Annotated in this window: 11 protein-coding genes; 3 read left to right on the top strand and 8 right to left on the bottom strand. The window is 63.1% G+C overall.

The features are described from left to right. Positions 1 to 33: 33 nt before the first annotated feature. Positions 34 to 1,221: an MFS transporter gene (locus MJ643_RS05630; protein ID WP_206695157.1), complete on the bottom strand. Its 1,188-nt coding sequence runs from the start codon at positions 1,219 to 1,221 to the stop codon at positions 34 to 36. 164 nt (positions 1,222 to 1,385) lie between these two features. Between MJ643_RS05630 and MJ643_RS05625 the strand changes: the two genes are divergently transcribed. Together MJ643_RS05625 and MJ643_RS05620 are read left to right on the top strand one after the other, a co-directional pair. Continuing rightward, on the top strand, positions 1,386 to 2,288 hold the full coding sequence (locus MJ643_RS05625) for a LysR family transcriptional regulator (RefSeq protein WP_123085565.1): 903 nt from the start codon (positions 1,386 to 1,388) through the stop codon (positions 2,286 to 2,288). Between the two features lie 79 nt (positions 2,289 to 2,367). Further along, positions 2,368 to 3,141 (top strand): ParA family protein, encoded by a 774-nt coding sequence (locus MJ643_RS05620; protein ID WP_013974594.1) that lies wholly within the window; start codon positions 2,368 to 2,370, stop codon positions 3,139 to 3,141. Here the strand turns inward: MJ643_RS05620 and trxC are convergent. From trxC to betI, 7 genes are all read right to left on the bottom strand, one after another. After that, the gene (trxC, locus tag MJ643_RS05615; protein WP_013974593.1) at positions 3,138 to 3,572 is read right to left on the bottom strand and encodes a thioredoxin TrxC; all 435 of its coding nucleotides are present in this window, start codon (positions 3,570 to 3,572) and stop codon (positions 3,138 to 3,140) included. The genes MJ643_RS05620 and trxC overlap by 4 nt on opposite strands. A gap of 69 nt (positions 3,573 to 3,641) precedes the next feature. Continuing rightward, positions 3,642 to 5,102, bottom strand: a complete 1,461-nt coding sequence (selO, locus tag MJ643_RS05610; protein ID WP_169774620.1) for a protein adenylyltransferase SelO — start codon at positions 5,100 to 5,102, stop codon at positions 3,642 to 3,644. Between the two features lie 174 nt (positions 5,103 to 5,276). Beyond that, the gene (mscK, locus tag MJ643_RS05605; RefSeq protein ID WP_013974591.1) at positions 5,277 to 8,612 is read right to left on the bottom strand and encodes a mechanosensitive channel MscK; all 3,336 of its coding nucleotides are present in this window, start codon (positions 8,610 to 8,612) and stop codon (positions 5,277 to 5,279) included. Between the two features lie 35 nt (positions 8,613 to 8,647). Then, entirely contained in the window at positions 8,648 to 10,390 is a 1,743-nt protein-coding gene (locus tag MJ643_RS05600) for a potassium/proton antiporter (protein ID WP_013974590.1), read from the bottom strand. Positions 10,391 to 10,654: 264 nt separating this feature from the next. Continuing rightward, positions 10,655 to 12,352, bottom strand: coding sequence for a choline dehydrogenase (gene betA, locus MJ643_RS05595; RefSeq protein WP_013974589.1), 1,698 nt, complete (start codon positions 12,350 to 12,352; stop codon positions 10,655 to 10,657). A 78-nt stretch (positions 12,353 to 12,430) separates the two neighbouring features. After that, a complete protein-coding gene (gene betB, locus MJ643_RS05590; RefSeq protein WP_013974588.1) occupies positions 12,431 to 13,903 on the bottom strand; it encodes a betaine-aldehyde dehydrogenase in 1,473 nt (490 codons plus the stop codon). Positions 13,904 to 13,942: 39 nt separating this feature from the next. Continuing rightward, positions 13,943 to 14,599, bottom strand: a complete 657-nt coding sequence (gene betI / locus MJ643_RS05585) for a transcriptional regulator BetI (RefSeq protein ID WP_003259891.1) — start codon at positions 14,597 to 14,599, stop codon at positions 13,943 to 13,945. 533 nt (positions 14,600 to 15,132) lie between these two features. Between betI and MJ643_RS05580 the strand changes: the two genes are divergently transcribed. Further along, complete coding sequence (locus tag MJ643_RS05580; RefSeq protein WP_230684671.1) at positions 15,133 to 17,079, top strand: BCCT family transporter; 1,947 nt, start codon at positions 15,133 to 15,135, stop codon at positions 17,077 to 17,079. Positions 17,080 to 17,211: the final 132 nt, after the last annotated feature.

Genomic DNA, 17,211 nt, shown 5'->3' with positions numbered 1-17,211 from the left:
CCCTGTGGGAGCGGGTTTACCCGCGAATGGGCCTCAAGCAGTTTTCGGTGGTAGCCTGCTCAGGTGCAGCGCCACCAGCAACGCCACCGCCAGCAGGCCGCCAATGAACAGCCCGATGCCATTCCAGCCCCACTGGTGCCAGAACACCCCGCCCGCCGTACCGGCCACACTCGACCCTGCGTAATAGCTGAACAGGTACAACGACGACGCCTGTCCCTTGGCCTTCAAAGCCCTGCGGCCGATCCAGCTGCTGGCCACCGAGTGCGCGCCAAAAAAGCCGAAGGTGAACACCAGCATACCGAGGATCACCATCACCAGCGGGCTGGCCAGAGTCATCAGCAAACCGCCCGCCATCACCACGATACTGGCCCAGAACACCTTGCGCCGGCCCAGTTTGTCAGCCAGCGCGCCGACCTGCGCCGAGCTGTAGATGCCAGACAGGTACACCACTGACAGCAAGCCGACCAGCGCCTGGTTCATGTGATAGGGCTCGGCCAGCAGGCGGTAGCCGATGTAGTTGAACAGGGTGACGAAGGCGCCCATCAGCAGGAAGGCTTCGAGGAACAACCAGGGTAGTCCGGCATCCTTGAAGTGCATGACGAAGCCATCCAGCAGGCTGCGTGGGTTCATCGTCTGCGGGCGGAAATTGCGCGATTCGGGCAGCACCCTCCAGAACACCAGCGCCGCAACCAAGGCCAGGCCGCCGATGGTCAGCATCGCCGTGTGCCAGCTGACGAAATCGATCAGCACGCCGGTGATCAGGCGCCCGCTCATGCCGCCAATGGCGTTGCCGCCGATGTACAGGCCCATGGCCAGGCCAATGTGCTGCGGGTGGATCTCTTCGCTCAGGTAGGTCATCGCCACCGCCGCCAGGCCGCTCAGCGACAGGCCGACCAGGGCGCGGGTGGCCAGTACCAGCTCCCAGCTCGGCATCACCGCGCTGGCCAGGGTGGAAAGGGCGGCGCATACCAGGGCAAACACCATCACCGGCTTGCGCCCGATGCGGTCGGAGATAGGGCCGGTGATCAGCAGGCCGAACGCCAGCATGGCTGTGGAGACCGACAGCACCAGGCTGCTCTGCGCCGCATTGATGGCAAATTCCTTCGACAGCAACGGCATCATCGGCTGCACGCAGTACAGCAGGGCGAAGGTGGCGAAGCCGCCGCTGAATAGCGCCAGCACGGTCTTCATGAAGGCGGGGGTGCCTTTTTCGATCCACATTTCGTTCAGCGGGGCAGGTTCGGGCTCGGCGGGAAGGGCAGCTGCAGCAGTTTTCACGGGGGGTACCTCTGGCGCAATGAAAAAAGCATATAGCTGGCTAATGATTAGATCCAATATATTGTTCGACCTATTTGAGATGTTTTGCGACCTGTTCGGAGCTGATCATGGAACTGCGCCATTTGCGTTACTTCATCGCCGTGGCCGAAGAGCTGCATTTTGGCCGCGCTGCCCAGCAACTGGGTATTTCGCAGCCGCCCTTGAGCCAGCAGATCCAGGCGCTGGAGCAGGAACTGGGTGCCCGGCTGTTCGAGCGCACCAACCGTCGGGTGGAGCTGAGCGAGGCAGGTCGATTGTTCCTCGAGGAGGCCCGTCAGGTGTTGGCGCAGGTGGAAAAGGCTGCCGATGTCGCCCGGCGTGCGCAGTTGGGGGAGCTGGGGGAGATGAAGATCGGCTTTACCTCCTCGGCACCGTTCACCTCGAAGATCCCCAAGGCCATCCACGCGTTTCGCCAGCGCTTCCCGGCGGTGCACCTGAACCTCAAGGAAATGAGCAGCCGCGATGTGGCGGAAGGGGTGTTCGACGAGTCCATCGAGGTCGGGCTGATGCGGCCGATGCCGCTGCCGGAAGGGCTGATGGCCACCGAACTGTTTCGCGAGCCGCTGGTGGCGGTGATCAACGCCTCGCATCCACTTGCCGAAGGTACGGAGCATGGCGTGCACATGACCGCCCTGGCCAATGAGCCGTTCGTGTTCTTCCCGCGCAGCTATGGCAGCGGGTTGCACGCACAGTTGCTGAGCCTGGCGCGCCAGGCGGGTTTCAGCCCGCATTTTGCCCAGGAGGCGGGGGAGGCGATGACCATCATCGGGCTGGTATCGGCAGGGCTTGGGGTATCGGTGCTGCCGGCGTCGTTCCAGCGCATGCGCATCGAGGGGGTGGTCTATCGTACGCTGCTGGATGAAGGGGCGATGTCGGCTGTGTGGCTGGTGCAGCGCGAGCATGGTGGGTCGGCGATGGCACGGGCATTTGCCGAGTTGCTCACGGGGCAGGTGGTTGGCGGGGCAGTGTAGTTGTTCCGGGCAAATGGCACTGGTCATTGCCGCAGCGGCGCCACATACTCGGGCATTCGTTGATACACGGAGGTCAATCATGCGGCGCGTGGTGTTCAATCAGAAAGGTGGTGTGGGCAAGTCGAGCATCGCTTGCAACCTGGCGGCTGTGAGCGCCAGCGAAGGTTATCGGACCCTGCTGATCGACCTGGATGCCCAGGCCAACTCGACCCAGTACCTGACTGGCCTGACCGGCGACGATATCCCCATGGGCATCGCCGACTTCTTCAAGCAAAGCCTGTCCAGCGGGCCGTTCAGCAAGAAGAACCAGGTCGATATCTACGAAACCCCGTTCGACAACCTCCATGTGGTCACCGCCACGGCCGAGCTGGCCGATCTGCAGCCGAAGCTTGAGGCGAAGCACAAGATCAACAAGCTGCGTAAGTTGCTCGACGAACTGGACGAGGACTACGAGCGCATTTACATCGATACCCCGCCAGCGCTGAACTTCTATGCGGTTTCCGCACTGATCGCCGCCGATCGCGTGCTGATTCCTTTCGACTGCGACAGCTTCTCGCGCCAGGCCCTGTATGGCCTGCTGGCTGAGATCGAAGAGCTCAAGGATGACCACAACGAAGACCTGGTGGTCGAAGGCATCGTGGTCAACCAGTTCCAGTCCCGTGCCAGCCTGCCACAGCAGATGCTCGACGAGCTGCTGGCCGAAGGGCTCCCGGTGCTACCGGTGTACCTGGGCAGCTCGGTGAAGATGCGTGAGTCGCACCATGCCAGCCTTCCGCTGATTCACCTGGAGCCCAGGCACAAGCTGACCCAGCAGTTTGTCGAGTTGCATTCGCTGCTCGAAGAGAACGCTTAAACCCCCTGGCTACGCAACCACTCCAGCAATGACTGGAGTGGAAACGCCCCGGCCTGACGGCTGACTTCACGGCCATTCTTGAACAGCAGCAGGCTGGGGATAGAGCGGATGCCCAGTTGCCCGGCCAGGTTGCGGTTGGCTTCGCTGTCGAGCTTGGCCAGGCGGCAGCGGCCGGCCAGTTGGCGGGCGGCCTGTTCGAAGGTGGGGGCGAAGGATTTGCACGGGCCGCACCAGTCGGCCCAGATGTCGACCAGCAGTGGCAGGTCGCCTTTGATCTGGCTGGCGTAGCTGGCTTCGGTGAGTTCGAAGGGGGTGCTCAGCAGCACGTCCTGTTTGCAGCGGCCGCATTTCGGCGCGTCGCCCAGGCGCTCGGCGGGCAGGCGGTTGAGGCCGTTACAGTGGGGGCAGGGGATAACCAGTGGTTCGGACATATCAATTCCTTGTGTTGTTTGTTCGGGCCCTATCGCCGGCAAGCCAGCTCCCACAGGGTTCGGAGTTGGTCAGGAGGAGCAGCTGATTTCCAGGTGCTTGCCCCATTCCGGCGGGCGTTCGGCATAGCCCTGCATCCCGGCCTGCTCCTCGAACGGTTTGCTCAACACCTGATGCAACCGTCGCACTTCACTGTAGTCCCCCGCTTCGGCCGCTTCGATAGCTTTCTGTGCCAGGTAGTTGCGCAGCACATACAGCGGGTTCACCGCATGCATGCGCTCACGCCGCCCTTCGACATTATCCGCTTCGCGCTCGCAGCGGGCCAGGTAGTCCGCCCCCCAGGCATCGAAACCGGCCAGGTCGATGAAGTCGTCACGCACCACCTTCAGCGCCTCGGCCACGGGCTGATCGCCCAGCTTGCGGAAGAACAGGTTGTAGTCCACACCACCGCTCTGCATGCGCTGCAACAGGCGCTCGACCAACGCCATGTCGTCCTCTTCCGCGGTGGTCAGGCCCAGGCGGCGGCGCATCAGGTCCAGGTAGTGTGCCTGGTACAGCGGCAGGAACAGGCCCAGCGCCTCTTTGAGTGGTTCGACTTCGATCACCGTGGTCAGCGCCTGGGCCAGCGCACTGAGGTTCCAGTGGGCGATCGGTACCTGGTTGGCGTAGCTGTAGCGGCCACGGTCGTCGGAGTGGTTGCAGATGAAGTTGGCGTCGAAGTCGTCGAGGAAGGCGTACGGGCCGAAGTCGAAGGTGATGCCGAGGATCGACATGTTGTCAGTGTTCATCACCCCGTGGCAGAAACCGTAGGCCTGCCAACGGGCGATCAGCTCGGCATTGCGCTCGACGATGGTGCGGAACATGGCCAGATAAGGCTGCTCGGCATCGCGGCATTCGGGGTAGTGCTGCTCCAGCACGTGGTCGATCAGCACGCGCTGCTGTTCCGGCTGCCTGGTGTAGTAGAAGTATTCGAAATGCCCGAAACGCACATGGCTCTGCGCCAGGCGGGTGAGCATGGCCGCGCTTTCGCGGGTTTCGCGCCAAACCGGGGTGCTCGAGCCGATCACGCACAGTGCCCGGCTGCTGGGAATGCCCAGGGCGTGCAGGGCCTCGGAGGCGAGGAACTCGCGGATCGAGGAACGCAGCACGGCGCGGCCGTCGCCCATGCGCGAGTAGGGCGTCTGGCCGGCGCCCTTGAGGTGCAGGTCCCAGTGCTCGCCCTGGTCATTCAGCACTTCGGCCAGCAGCAGGCCGCGGCCATCACCCAGGCGTGGGTTGTAGGAGCCGAACTGATGGCCGGAATAGACCATCGCCCGCGGGTCGGCCTCTTCCCATAGCTTGTGGCCGCTGAACAGCTCGGCGAAAACCGGCAGGTCTGCCTGGGCTGGGTCGAGGTCGAGCAGCGCCATGGCCGACTCGCTCGCTACCACCAGGCGTGGGTCTGCGATGGGTTCGGGCAGGACCTGGGTGGAGAACGCGTCGCCCAGGCGGGCGAAGCGATTGTCGAAGGTGAGTTGGTCGAGGGCTTTCACGGGGCCGGCTCCAGAAATTGATGGACTGGGGCCGCTTTGCGGCCCTTCGCGGGCAAGCCCGCTCCCACAGGTATTGCGCAGTGCCTGAGAGCGGCGCGGCCCTTGTGGGAGCAGGCGCGCACGAGGGCGAAGCCCTCGCAGGGATTCTGCACAGAATAAAGTATTAGAGCCCACTCAGGCCGAAGCAGTGCCATCCGGTTTCGGCTGCTCCACCGGAATCAGCTGCTGTTTGCCGCCCTTCGGATCCATCAGAAACACCTCGACCTGGCGCACCGAGATCTTGATGTTGTGAGCCTTGAACTCGCGGTTGATGTAGCGGTTGATCTCGTCCAGCGTCGGGTTGCGGTCGCCCAGGTCGCGTACGTGCATGCGCAGCTCGTGGTCCAGCGAGCTCTCACCGAAGTTGAGGAAGTACACGATCGGCTCCGGGTCCTTGAGCACCCGCGGGTTTTCGTGGGCACCCTTGAGCAGCAGGTCGCGGACCAGGTCCAGGTCGGAGCCATAGTCGATGCCCAGCTTCAGCGTTACCCGCGTGACCGTGTCGGTCAGCGACCAGTTGATCAGCTGGCCGGTGATGAAGGTCTTGTTGGGGACGATGATGTCCTTGCGGTCGAAGTCGGTGATGGTGGTGGCGCGGATGCGGATCTTGCTCACCGTGCCTGACAGGTTGCCGATGGTGATGGTGTCGCCAATCCGTACCGGGCGCTCGAACAGGATCATGATGCCGGAGATGAAGTTGGCGAAGATCTCCTGCATACCGAAGCCCAGGCCCACCGACAGCGCGGCCACCAGCCATTGCAGCTTGTCCCAGCTGACCCCCAGGGTCGACAGGGTGCTGACGATACCGACGCCGACGATGACATAGGACAGCAAGGTTGTAGTGGCATACGCACTGCCCTGGGCCAGGTTGAGCCGCGACAGCACCAGGACTTCGAGCAGGCCGGGCAAGTTCCGTGCGAGGGCGAAGGTGATGCCGATGATGACCAGCGCACCGAGGAAGTCGCCCAGGCTGATCGGCACCATGCTGGCGGTGGCTCCGGTGCCGCTGGAGTACTCGTACAGGGTGAAATTGTTGAGGTAGGCGAACACCGAGATCAGGTCCGACCACACCCAGTACAGGCCGGCGATGAAGCCGCCGAGCAGGGCCAGGCGGATCAGGCGCAGCGACTGCTGGTTGACCTGTTCGATATCCAGCGTTGGTTCTTCGGTGATGACTTCGCCATCCAGCCCTTCCTTGGCCGCCGCCCGCTTGCTCAGCGCGCGCTGGTAGGCCAGGCGCCGTGCCGCCACCGACAGGCCACGCACGAACGCGGCTTCGATCACCAGCCAGAACAGCAGCAGGTACAGGGTGTAGATCAGCCGGTCGGTAAGTTTCAGCGCGGTGTAGTAGTAGCCGAAGCACACGGCCACGAACAGGGCGATGGGCAGGGCGGTGAAGGCCACGCCCACGGCCTTGCGGAACAGCGAGGTGTCGCGGTGTGCCGGGCTGCTGAGCAGCAGGCGGCTGAGCAGCCAGGCCATCAGTGCGTAGCAGGTCAGTACCACGCCGATACCCAGCACATCATCGGCCAGCGCCGAAGGCTGATGTTCGGCCACCGCCACCACACCGACCAGTGCCAGTACCACGGTGCCCAGGCGCCGCACCCAGCCGCGCAGGAACTCGACCTGCGGCTTGTGCCAGCGGAAGTGGATTTCCGCCACGCCGCCCGGGGCGAGGATGCGGTAGGCGGTGTAGAACACCAGCCAGGCCTGGGCCAGTTGCCAGAGGGCGGCGCCGAGGTTGGCATTCTGCCCGCGGGCGTCGATCTGCAGGGCGTAGCTGCACAGGGCCAGGCCCAGGCTGACCGGCATTGCCAGCAGGATGTTGATGAAGATCGCCTGGGGCGTGTGCCACTGGCTGTCACGGCGGAAGTGGCCGATGTCCTGGTGCACCTTGCCCAGCCGTTGGTACAGGTATTTGCGCCGCCACAGCAGGCCGCCGATCACCAACAGCAAGGGCAGGAACAGCAGCGGGCGCTGGCCCAGCCCATCGGCCAGTTCCTTGAGGCCCGAACCCCAGGGCAGGCTGGCTACCTGGTCGGCAAAGCGTGCCGGCACCAGGCTCAGCCATTCCCAGTCCAGTGGCTTGTTGCTGGGAATCCAGAACATCTGCTCTTCGAGCGTGGTGCGCAAGCCCTGGGCGGTGCCGAGCAGCTGCTTCTGGTTGAGCTGCAAGGTGATCGATTCGTTGAGCAGTGCCGACAGCTCCCGGCTGAGGCGTTCGAGCAGGTCGACGCGGGTAATCATCACCTCCAGCAGCGCCTTGCGCAGCTGAGGGGTAACCTGCTCCTGTGGCTGGCCAAGCAGCAGGTTGTCGACGTACGCGGCGGGGCTGCTCATCTGCTCGCGTTGCTGGTTCACCTCGAACTGGTAAAGACGGATATCGGCGATCTGGTCAGCCAGGTCGCGGTCCACTTTCAGGTGCGGCAGGGCCTGTTTCTGCTTGTAGAGGATCTTGGACAGCAGCAGGCTGCCCTTGAGCACGCTGATCTGTTCATCGAGGGCCTGGTCGGCCTGGGTCAGGCTGTCTAGCTGCTGCTTGCTGCGCAGGTTCTGCTGGGTCAGCTCGTTGAGGCGGTCGGTGCTCTTGAGCAGGTAGTCGGACAGTTTCAGGTTGGCAGCGCTTTCGTTGGCCAGCAGGGTGCTGCCGCCGGCTTTCTGCGCTTCGATCGATTGCTGGGTGACCGCCTGCTGCGACTGGGCCAGGCGCTTTTCGTTGATCAGCGATTGCAGGTCCTGGATTTCCTGCTCCATTCGTGTGGCGCGCTCGATCAGCAGGTCGTGACGGGCATTGCCCAGGTCCTGCAGCAGGCCGTTGCCGGCCAGTTCCTGGCGACGCAACGAGGTCAGGGCATTGAGCGACGCCAGCTCGGCATTGAGCTTGTTGCGTTGGTCGCTGTTGAGTGGCTTGCCGTTCTCCTTGCCGCTCTTGAGGCTGAGGTTGATCTGCTGGGTACGTGTCTGGTTGTTGCTGATTTCTGCCTGAGCCCGCTCTGGGCGGGTCTGCGAGTTGATGATCAGGCTGTTGGCATCCGACAGTGCCTTTTGCAGTTCGCCTTGTTGCGTACTGCGCTCGCTGAGCATCTGCTCCAGCTGTGGCACGTTCAGGGTGGCGTAGCGTTGGGCCACCGGCAGTGGCTTGCTGGCCTTGAGCTTGATCAGCTCGCGCTGGCTGTCGGCGGTTTCCTTGGGCGCGCCAGCCAATTGCTGCTTGAGTGCCTCAAGCTTCTTTTCGCTGTCTTCCTTGCTGAGCAGCAGTGCCAGGGTCTGTTCCAGCACCTGTTGCTGGGCCTTCTGCTCCGGTGTCTGTTGCGCAGCCTTGGGGTCGGCCTCGGCACCCTTGGGCTGGGAAATCTTGTTCAGGCTGCTCTGGATGCTAGTCGTGGTGGGAAGCTCGGCCGCGCCAGCGGCGAACGAGAGAGACAGGCACAGCCCGAACAGGGCTGTGCGGAGGTACACGCGCAGGGACATAGGCAGACTACTTGTGGATCCGGCAGAAACGAAGTTTAGAGGAACAATCCTGGTCCGGGTCGCGTTCCTTCGGGGAATCTGACGCCTACTTTCTGAATCTTGTTCCCGTCCATGGTGGCCACGGTCCAGATCGTGCCATGCCATTCGACCTGGTCACCTACTACTGGAGCGCCTCCGACCTTTTGTCGGATGAACTGGGCCAGTGGCATTTTCGCGTCCAGGCCGTCGAGTTTCAGACCGTACAACGCTGCCACCGCACCCAGTTCGGCATCGCCTTCGAGCACGAAGTCGCCGAAGAAACGCAGGTCGAGGCCACGTTGTGGTGCCTGGCTGAACAGCTTGCCCAGGGCCGGCAGGTTGTGCTCGTGGCCGATCACGCAGAGCATGTCGCCTACTTCCAGTACCGTACTGCCGGACGGGTGCAGCAGTTGCTCGCCCCGGAACAGCGCGGCGATTCGCGTGCCTTCGGGCATCTTCAGCTCGCGCAGGGCGGCGCCGATGCACCATTTTTCGGCACCCAGGCGGTAGACGAACATTTCCCACTCGCTGGTGATGTGCACTTCCAGCGCCGAACGGGAGATCGGCGCCGGGTCTGGCGGTACCGTCACTTTCAGCAGCTTGGCCATCCACGGCAGGCTGGTGCCTTGCACCAGCAGCGACACCAGCACGATGAAGAAGGCCAGGTTGAAGAACAGCTGGGCGTCCGGCAGGCCGGCCATCAGCGGGAACACCGCGAGGATGATCGGAACCGCACCGCGCAGGCCGACCCAGGAAATGAAGGCTTTTTCACGGCCGTGGAAGGCCTTGAACGGCAACAGGCTGGCGACCACCGACAGCGGGCGCGCCACCAGGATCATCCACAGCGCCAGGCCCAGCGCCGGCAGGGCGATGGGCAGCAGGTCGTGGGGCGTGACCAGCAGCCCCAGCACCAGGAACATGCCGATCTGCGCCAGCCACGCCATGCCGTCGAGCATGTGCAGGATGCCGTGGCGGCTGCGGATGGGCTTGTTGCCCAGCACCAGGCCGCACAGGTACACGGCAAGGAATCCGCTGCCGTGCAGGGCGTTGGTCAGCGAGAACACCACCAGGCCGCCGGCGATCACCAGGATGGGGTACAGGCCGCCAGCCAGCTTGATGCGGTTGACCAGTTGCAGCATCAGCCAGCCGCCGCCCAGGCCCACCAGCCCGCCGATGCCGAATTCGCGCAGCAGGTGGGTGAGCAGGCTCCAGTGCAGGCCGGTCTGGCCGCTGGCGATCATGTCGATCAGGGTGACGGTGAGGAAAACTGCCATCGGGTCGTTGCTACCCGACTCGATCTCCAGGGTGGCGGTGACCCGCTCGTTCAGGCCTTTGCCGCCGAGCAGCGAGAACACCGCCGCAGCGTCGGTGGAACCGACGATGGCGCCGATCAGCAGGCCCTGGATCAGGCTCAGGTCGAACAGCCAGGCGGCGACCAGGCCCGTGAGGGCGGTGGTGATCATTACGCCGATGGTGGCCAGCGACAGCGCCGGCCACAGCGCCACGCGGAAGCTCGCCACCCGTGTGCGCAGGCCACCGTCGAGCAGGATCACGGCCAGCGCCAGGTTGCCCACCAGGTAGGCGGTCGGATAGTTGTTGAAGATGATGCCGCCACCATCGACGCCGGCGATCATGCCGACCGCAAGGATGATGACCAGGATAGGGATGCCCAGGCGCGACGACAGCGAACTGACCAGGATACTTGCGCCCACCAGCAATGCGCCGATCAGGAACAGGCTGTTGATGGTGCTTGCATCCAAAGGCAGGTACTCCGGGGACCGCGGGGGAGGGGACTTGATAGCATGACGCTAGCAGGTCGCGTGCCAAATGATTCTAACCTGATGAATTGGCAGGCTGTAAAGCGTTTCTGCAGATGAAAAAAAGGCACCGCGGTGGGTGCCTTTTCGGGTGTTGCCTGGGCGGGCCCTTTCGCGGGTGAACCCGCTCCCACAGGTACTGCACAGTTGCAAAACCTGTGTGAGCCCTGTGGGAGCGGCTTTAGCCGCGAAGAGGCCGGTGCAGGCTTACGCCTGCTTGACCTCGCGCATCGGCTTGCCCTTCACCGGTGCATCGCCCGCCACGTAGTACTTGGCAGTGCTGCGCGGCAGCGGCTTGCGGCCACGGATCTTGTCCGAGATTTTCTCGGCGATCATGATCGTGGTGGCGTTGAGGTTACCGGTGATGATCAGCGGCATGATCGACGCATCGACCACACGCAGGCCCTTCATGCCATGCACGCGGCCTTCGCCGTCGACCACCGCCATGTCGTCGGTGCCCATCTTGCACGAGCAGGACGGGTGGAAGGCGGTTTCGGCGTGCTCGCGGATGAACTTGTCCAGCTCTTCATCGGTCTGCACGTGCGCGCCGGGGCTGATCTCACGGCCACGGTACGGGTCCAGTGCCGGCTGGGCCATGATTTCACGGGTCAGGCGGATGCCGTCACGGAATTCCTGCCAGTCCTGCTCGGTGGACATGTAGTTGAACAGAATGCTCGGGTGTTGGCGCGGGTCCTTCGACTTGGCCTGGATGCGGCCGCGGGCAGGCGAGCGCATGGAACCCATGTGTGCCTGGAAGCCGTGTTCCTTCACGCCATTGGAGCCGTTGTAGTTAATGGCCACTGGCAGGAAGTGATATTGAATGTTCGGCCATTTGAATTCAGGGCGGGTACGAATGAAACCACCGGCCTCGAACTGGTTGCTGGCGCCGATGCCGGTGCCGTTGAACATCCACTCGGCACCGATGGCCGGCTGGTTCCACCACAGCAACGATGGGTACAGCGACACCGGTTGGGTGCAGGCGTACTGCAGGTACAGCTCCAGGTGGTCCTGCAGGTTTTCGCCAACGCCTGGCAGATCGTGCACCACCGGGATGTCGAGGCTTTCCAGCAGGGCGCGCGGACCAACGCCGGAGCGCTGCAACAGCTGCGGCGAAGCGATGGCGCCGGAGCTGACGATGACTTCCTTGCGGGCACGGGCTTCAACGCGCTCTTCGCTGTCACCGACCAGGTAGGTCACGCCGATGGCGCGCTTGCCGTCGAACAGCACGCGGTCAGTCAGGGCGTGGGTGACGATGGTCAGGTTCGGGCGCTTCTTGGCCTGGTCCAGATAGCCGCGGGCGGTGCTGGAGCGGCGGCCGTTCTTGGTCACCGTACGGTCCATCGGGCCGAAGCCTTCCTGCTGGTAGCCATTCAGGTCTTCGGTGCGCGGGTAACCGGCCTGCACGCCGGCTTCGACCATGGCGTGGAACAGCGGGTTGTTGCCGGCTTTCGGCGTGGTCACGCTGACCGGGCCTTCGCCACCGTGGTAGTCGTTCGGGCCGATGTCGCGGGTTTCGGCCTTGCGGAAGTACGGCAGGCAGTCCAGATAGGTCCAGTCTTCCAGGCCTGGCAGTTCTGCCCAGCCATCGAAGTCCAGGGCATTACCGCGGATGTAGCACATGCCGTTGATCAGCGACGAGCCACCCAGGCCTTTGCCGCGACCGCATTCCATGCGGCGGCCGTCCATGTACGGCTCCGGATCGGTCTCGTAGGCCCAGTTGTAGCGGCGGCCCTGCAGCGGGAAGGCCAGGGCTGCTGGCATCTGGGTGCGGAAGTCGAAGCGGTAGTCGGGGCCACCGGCTTCCAGCAGCAATACGGTGACGCCTGCGTCTTCGGTCAGGCGGGTCGCCAGGGTGTTACCGGCCGAACCGGCACCGACGATGATGTAATCGAATTCTTGGGACATGAAAGTACCCTCGTGTTGGCGGTGTTCAGGGAGCAGGAACGCCCGTGCGCTGAGGCACGGGCGTGGCTGGACAGGGCCTTAGAAGACCGAGTTGTAGCCGCCCAGCTCGACCTGGACCGACTTGATGCGAGTGTATTGAGCCAGCGAGCTGACGCCGTTCTCACGGCCGACGCCCGACTGCTTGTAGCCACCGACCGGCATTTCGGCCGGCGATTCGCCCCAGGCGTTGATCCAGCAGATACCGGCTTCCAGCTTGTGGATGATGCGGTGGGCGCGGGTGATGTCGTTGGTGCAGACACCGGCGGCCAGGCCGTACTCGGTGTCGTTGGCACGACGGATGACTTCTTCTTCGGTTTCGTAGGTGAGGATGCTCATCACCGGGCCGAAGATCTCTTCCTTGACGATGGTCATGTCGTCGGTGCAGTCGGTGAACACGGTCGGGGCCACGAATGCACCCTTGGCGAAATCACCGGCGGTCAGACGCTCGCCACCGCACAGCACGCGGGCACCTTCTTCCTTGCCCTTGGCGATGTAGCCAAGCACGCTTTCCATGTGCTGGAAGCTGACCAGCGGGCCGAAGTTGGTGTTTTCGTCTTCCGGGTTGCCAGCGCGGATGCGGGCAACGCGTTCGACGATCTTGGCCTCGAAGGCAGTTTTCATTTCAGCCGGGATGAACACGCGGGTGCCGTTGGTGCAAACCTGGCCCGAGCTGTAGAAGTTGGCCATCATGGCGATGTCGGCGGCCTTGTCCAGGTCGGCGTCGGCGCAGATGATCAGTGGCGACTTGCCGCCCAGCTCCATGGTGACTTCCTTGAGCGACGAGCTCGAGGCGCTGGCCATGACCTTCTTGCCGGTGGTGGTGCCGCCGGTGAAGGAGACTTTTTCGATGCGTGGGTGTTCGGTCAGCCAGGTGCCGACTTCACGGCCGCTGCCGGTCAGGACGTTGAACACGCCGTTCGGCAAGCCGGCTTCGGTGTAGATCTCGGCCAGTTTCAGGGTGGTCAGCGAGGTGACTTCCGACGGCTTGAAGATCATCGCGTTGCCGGCGGCCAGGGCCGGAGCGGATTTCCACAGGGCGATCTGGATCGGGTAGTTCCAGGCGCCGATACCGGCGGTCACGCCCAGCGGCTCGCGGCGGGTGTAGACGAAGGACGATTCACGCAGCGGGATCTGCTCGCCTTCGATGGCCGGAACCAGGCCTGCGTAGTACTCCAGCACGTCGGCGCCGGTGACGATGTCGACGTAGCGGGTTTCCGAGTACGACTTGCCGGTGTCCAGAGTTTCCAGCATGGCCAGCTCGTCGTTGCGCTCGCGCAGGATCTCGACGGCGCGGCGCAGGATGCGCGAACGCTGCATGGCGGTCATCGCGGCCCAGACTTTCTGGCCACGCTCGGCGCTTTCGACGGCTTTCTCGACGTCAGCCTCGGTGGCACGTTGCACGTGGGCGAGGACTTCGCCGGTAGCCGGGTTGATGGCTTCGAAGGTGGCATCGCTGCCAGCGTCGACGTAAGCGCCATCAATGTAGAGTTTTTGCGTTCCGAAACGGGCCATAGTGTCCTCGCAAGTGCAGTGTGTGGTTTGGCTTGCGCGTCACGCTCCTGCTGGGTTGGCAAGGGCCGTGCGCGGTTGTTCAGCGGCCTGGTCGTTTGTACCCAGGGTGTGCTGTTTAGCCAGTTGTAGATCCATGTATTCGTAAGCAATCCGTATCGCCTGGTCGGTGTCGAATGCATCACCCGACAGGGCGCCACGCAGCCACAAGCCGTCGATCAAAGCTGCCAGGCCGCGGGCTGCCTTGCGCGCATGGTAGAGCGGCAGGGCGCGGCGGAACTGGCAGCACAGGTTGGAATACAAGCGGTGGTCGTTGATCCGCTGCAACCTGTGCAAATCGGGCTGGTGCATGCTGGAAGCCCAGAAGGCCAACCAGGTTTTCATCGCCGGGCCGTTTACCTGGCTGGCATCGAAGTTGCCCTCGATGATCACTTTCAGGTGGGCGCGCGGGCTGTCGTCCGTCAGGGCCTGGCGACGTGCTCTGACACCTTCGTTGAGCATGTTCATGATGTAACCCATCGTCGCTGCTATCAGGCCGTTCTTGTCCCGAAAGTAGTGACTGATGATGCCGTTCGACACACCGGCCAAACGGGCAATCAGCGCAATGCTGGCGTCACCCAGTCCGACCTGATCGACCGCCTGCAACGTGGCTTCGATCAACTGCTGGCGGCGGATGGGTTGCATACCGACCTTGGGCATCTTGCGTTCTCCTCAGGCCTGCGAGCAGACGACGGGCGGCTGACTCGGCGAAGGCCAGTCTATTTTGTTTTGATTGAACGTTCAATCAATAAAGAATAAGCTCTGCGACAATTTGTGCCATTGACAGTTTTTAAGGCGGTCGAGAAAGCACGGATTGACACCCCAGGAAATCGCGTAACCCCCTGAATACAAGGCGTTGACGGGCATGAGCGATGCGAAATGCAGATTCTGCCGTGCGGTCATGGACCCTGCGGCGGGCCCTTGGAGCGGGCGGGGTGATCTGTGACGAATGCGCGCACCTCAGCTGAGGCGTGGCATTTGCAGCAGGCCACCTGTCTGTTTTTTGCAACGTATCGATTCGGGATCACGGTTTCCAAGGGTGCTTTTATAACACCTGATGCAGTGGGGATATTCCACCAATTGCTCGGGAAAGACTGATTAGCCTCCACAGCCGCACTGCCCGGAGCATTCGTGCAATGAGTTCTGCCTCACTTACCAACCCTCCGGCCGAGAGGGTACGGGTCAACCGCGTGGTGTTCTTCACCTCCGCGCTGATGATTCTCGTTTTGACTGCCTTGCTTATCGCTGTACCCGAAACCGCCGGCCAAGTGCTGGGCGTAGCCCAGAAATGGCTGACGCGCACCTTCGGCTGGTATTACATGCTGGTAATCGGCGGTTACCTGCTGTTCGTCATCTACCTGGCCTTCTCCGACTACGGCAAGCTCAAGCTTGGCGGCAAGGATGACCAGCCCGACTTCAGCTATGGCGCCTGGGCCGGCATGCTGTTCTCCTCCGGTATCGGCATTTCGCTGTTGTACTTCGGCGCCTCCGAGCCGCTGGACCACTACTTCAACCCACCGGAAGGCACTTCTGCCAGCCTCGACGCAGCGCGCCAGGGCCTGCAGCTGACCTTCCTGCACTGGGGCCTGCATGGCTGGGCGATCTACGCCCTGGTCGGCCTGGCCGTGGGTTACTTCGCCTACCGCCACAACCAGCCGCTGGCGCTGCGCTCGGCGCTGTACCCGCTGGTGGGTGAGCGTTGGGTCAAGGGTGCTGCCGGCAATGCCGTGGACATCTTCGGCATGTTCGTCACACTTCTGGGCCTGGTGACCAACTTGGGCATCGGTTCGATGCAGGTGGCCTCCGGGCTGGAATACCTGTTCGGCATGGACCACAGCAAGACCAACCTGCTGGTGGTGATCCTGGTCATGGCCGGCGTTGCCACCGTGGCGGCGGTCTCGGGTGTGGAAAACGGCATTCGCCGCCTGTCCAACCTGAACATCGTGCTGTTCAGCGGCCTGTTGATCTTCGTCCTGCTGGGCGGCGAAACCCTGCACCTGCTCAACGGCTTCGTGCAGAACATCGGCGACTATCTCAACGGCATCGTGCTGAAAACCTTCGACCTCTATGTGTATGAAGGCGAAGCCGGCAAGTCCGAGCGCTGGCTGGGCCTGTGGACCGTGTTCTACTGGGCCTGGTGGATCTCCTGGGGCCCGTTCGTCGGCATGTTCATTGCCCGTATCTCCAAGGGCCGCACCGTGCGCCAACTGGTCAGCGGCGTGTTGCTGATCCCGCTGGGCTTCACCCTGGCCTGGCTGTCGATCTTCGGCAACACCGCGCTGGACCTGGTGATCAACCAGGGCGCCGTGGAACTCGGCAAGACCGCCCTGGAACAGCCGTCGATGTCGATCTACCAGCTGCTGGAATACTTCCCGGCGGCCAAGATCGTCATCGGTGTAGCGGTGTTCGTCGGCTTCGTGCTGTTCCTCACCCCGGCCGACTCCGGCGCGGTGATGATGGCCAACCTGTCGTGCAAAGGTGGCAAGGTTGACGAAGACGCCCCGCACTGGATGGTGGTGTTCTGGTCGGTGGTCATCACCCTGGTCACCATCGGCCTGCTGTTCGCCGGTAACTTCGAGGCCATGCAGACCATGGTGGTACTGGCGGGCCTGCCGTTCTCGGTGGTGCTGGTGCTGTTCATGTTCGGCCTGTACAAGGCCATGAAGCAGGACGTGGTGGTGGAGCAGGAGCGTGCCGAGCTGGCCGCACGTGGCCGTCGTGGCTTCAGCGAGCGCCTGACCCAGCTGGAACTGCAGCCGACCCAGGCCGTGGTGCAGCGTTTCATGGACAAGCAGGTCAGCCCGGCGCTGAAAGAAGCCGCCGCGCAGTTGCAGACCCTGGGCTTCGAGGTGGAAACCCGGGTTGGCCAGTCGCGCAACATGATGGGCCTGCGGGTGTTGATGGAAGAGGGCAACCCGTTCGTCTATGAAGTAAGCCTGGATGGCTACCTGGCCGCGCCGAGCGAAGCGCCGGTGGAAGGTGAGCCGGAAGTGCGCCAGCGCTTCTACCGCGCCGAGGTGTACCTGCACGATGGCAGCCAGGAGTACGACCTGATGGGCTTTGCGCCGGAGCAGATCGTGCGTGATGTGCTGGACCAGTTCGAAAGCCACCGCCAGTTGCTGGGGCGTGTGTACAGCTGATCGCTGCGTTGAGTGAGAAAGGCTCTGTTCCCAAGAACAGGGCCTTTTTTGTTGGGCGGGTGCTATTTATCCAGCACCATGGATAAGAGCGGTTTCTCTAGGTTGGCCACCCCACCAACAAGAGGACCTGTC

The sequence above is a fragment of the Pseudomonas sp. PNPG3 genome, assembly GCF_023093815.1.
Taxonomy (GTDB): domain Bacteria; phylum Pseudomonadota; class Gammaproteobacteria; order Pseudomonadales; family Pseudomonadaceae; genus Aquipseudomonas; species Aquipseudomonas asiatica.
The sequence above is the reverse complement of the archived record's forward strand: the minus strand, read 5'-3'. Positions and strand labels throughout refer to the sequence as shown.

What these genes read in the sequence shown, in the direction of transcription:
- MJ643_RS05625 (WP_123085565.1), top strand. Translation starts at nt 1,386, where the DNA reads ATGGAACTGCGCCATTTGCGTTACTTCATCGCCGTGGCCGAAGAGCTG.
- betI (WP_003259891.1), bottom strand. Translation starts at nt 14,599, where the DNA reads ATGCCCAAGGTCGGTATGCAACCCATCCGCCGCCAGCAGTTGATCGAA.
- trxC (WP_013974593.1), bottom strand. Translation starts at nt 3,572, where the DNA reads ATGTCCGAACCACTGGTTATCCCCTGCCCCCACTGTAACGGCCTCAAC.
- MJ643_RS05630 (WP_206695157.1), bottom strand. Translation starts at nt 1,221, where the DNA reads ATGTGGATCGAAAAAGGCACCCCCGCCTTCATGAAGACCGTGCTGGCG.
- MJ643_RS05620 (WP_013974594.1), top strand. Translation starts at nt 2,368, where the DNA reads ATGCGGCGCGTGGTGTTCAATCAGAAAGGTGGTGTGGGCAAGTCGAGC.
- betA (WP_013974589.1), bottom strand. Translation starts at nt 12,352, where the DNA reads ATGTCCCAAGAATTCGATTACATCATCGTCGGTGCCGGTTCGGCCGGT.
- betB (WP_013974588.1), bottom strand. Translation starts at nt 13,903, where the DNA reads ATGGCCCGTTTCGGAACGCAAAAACTCTACATTGATGGCGCTTACGTC.
- mscK (WP_013974591.1), bottom strand. Translation starts at nt 8,612, where the DNA reads ATGTCCCTGCGCGTGTACCTCCGCACAGCCCTGTTCGGGCTGTGCCTG.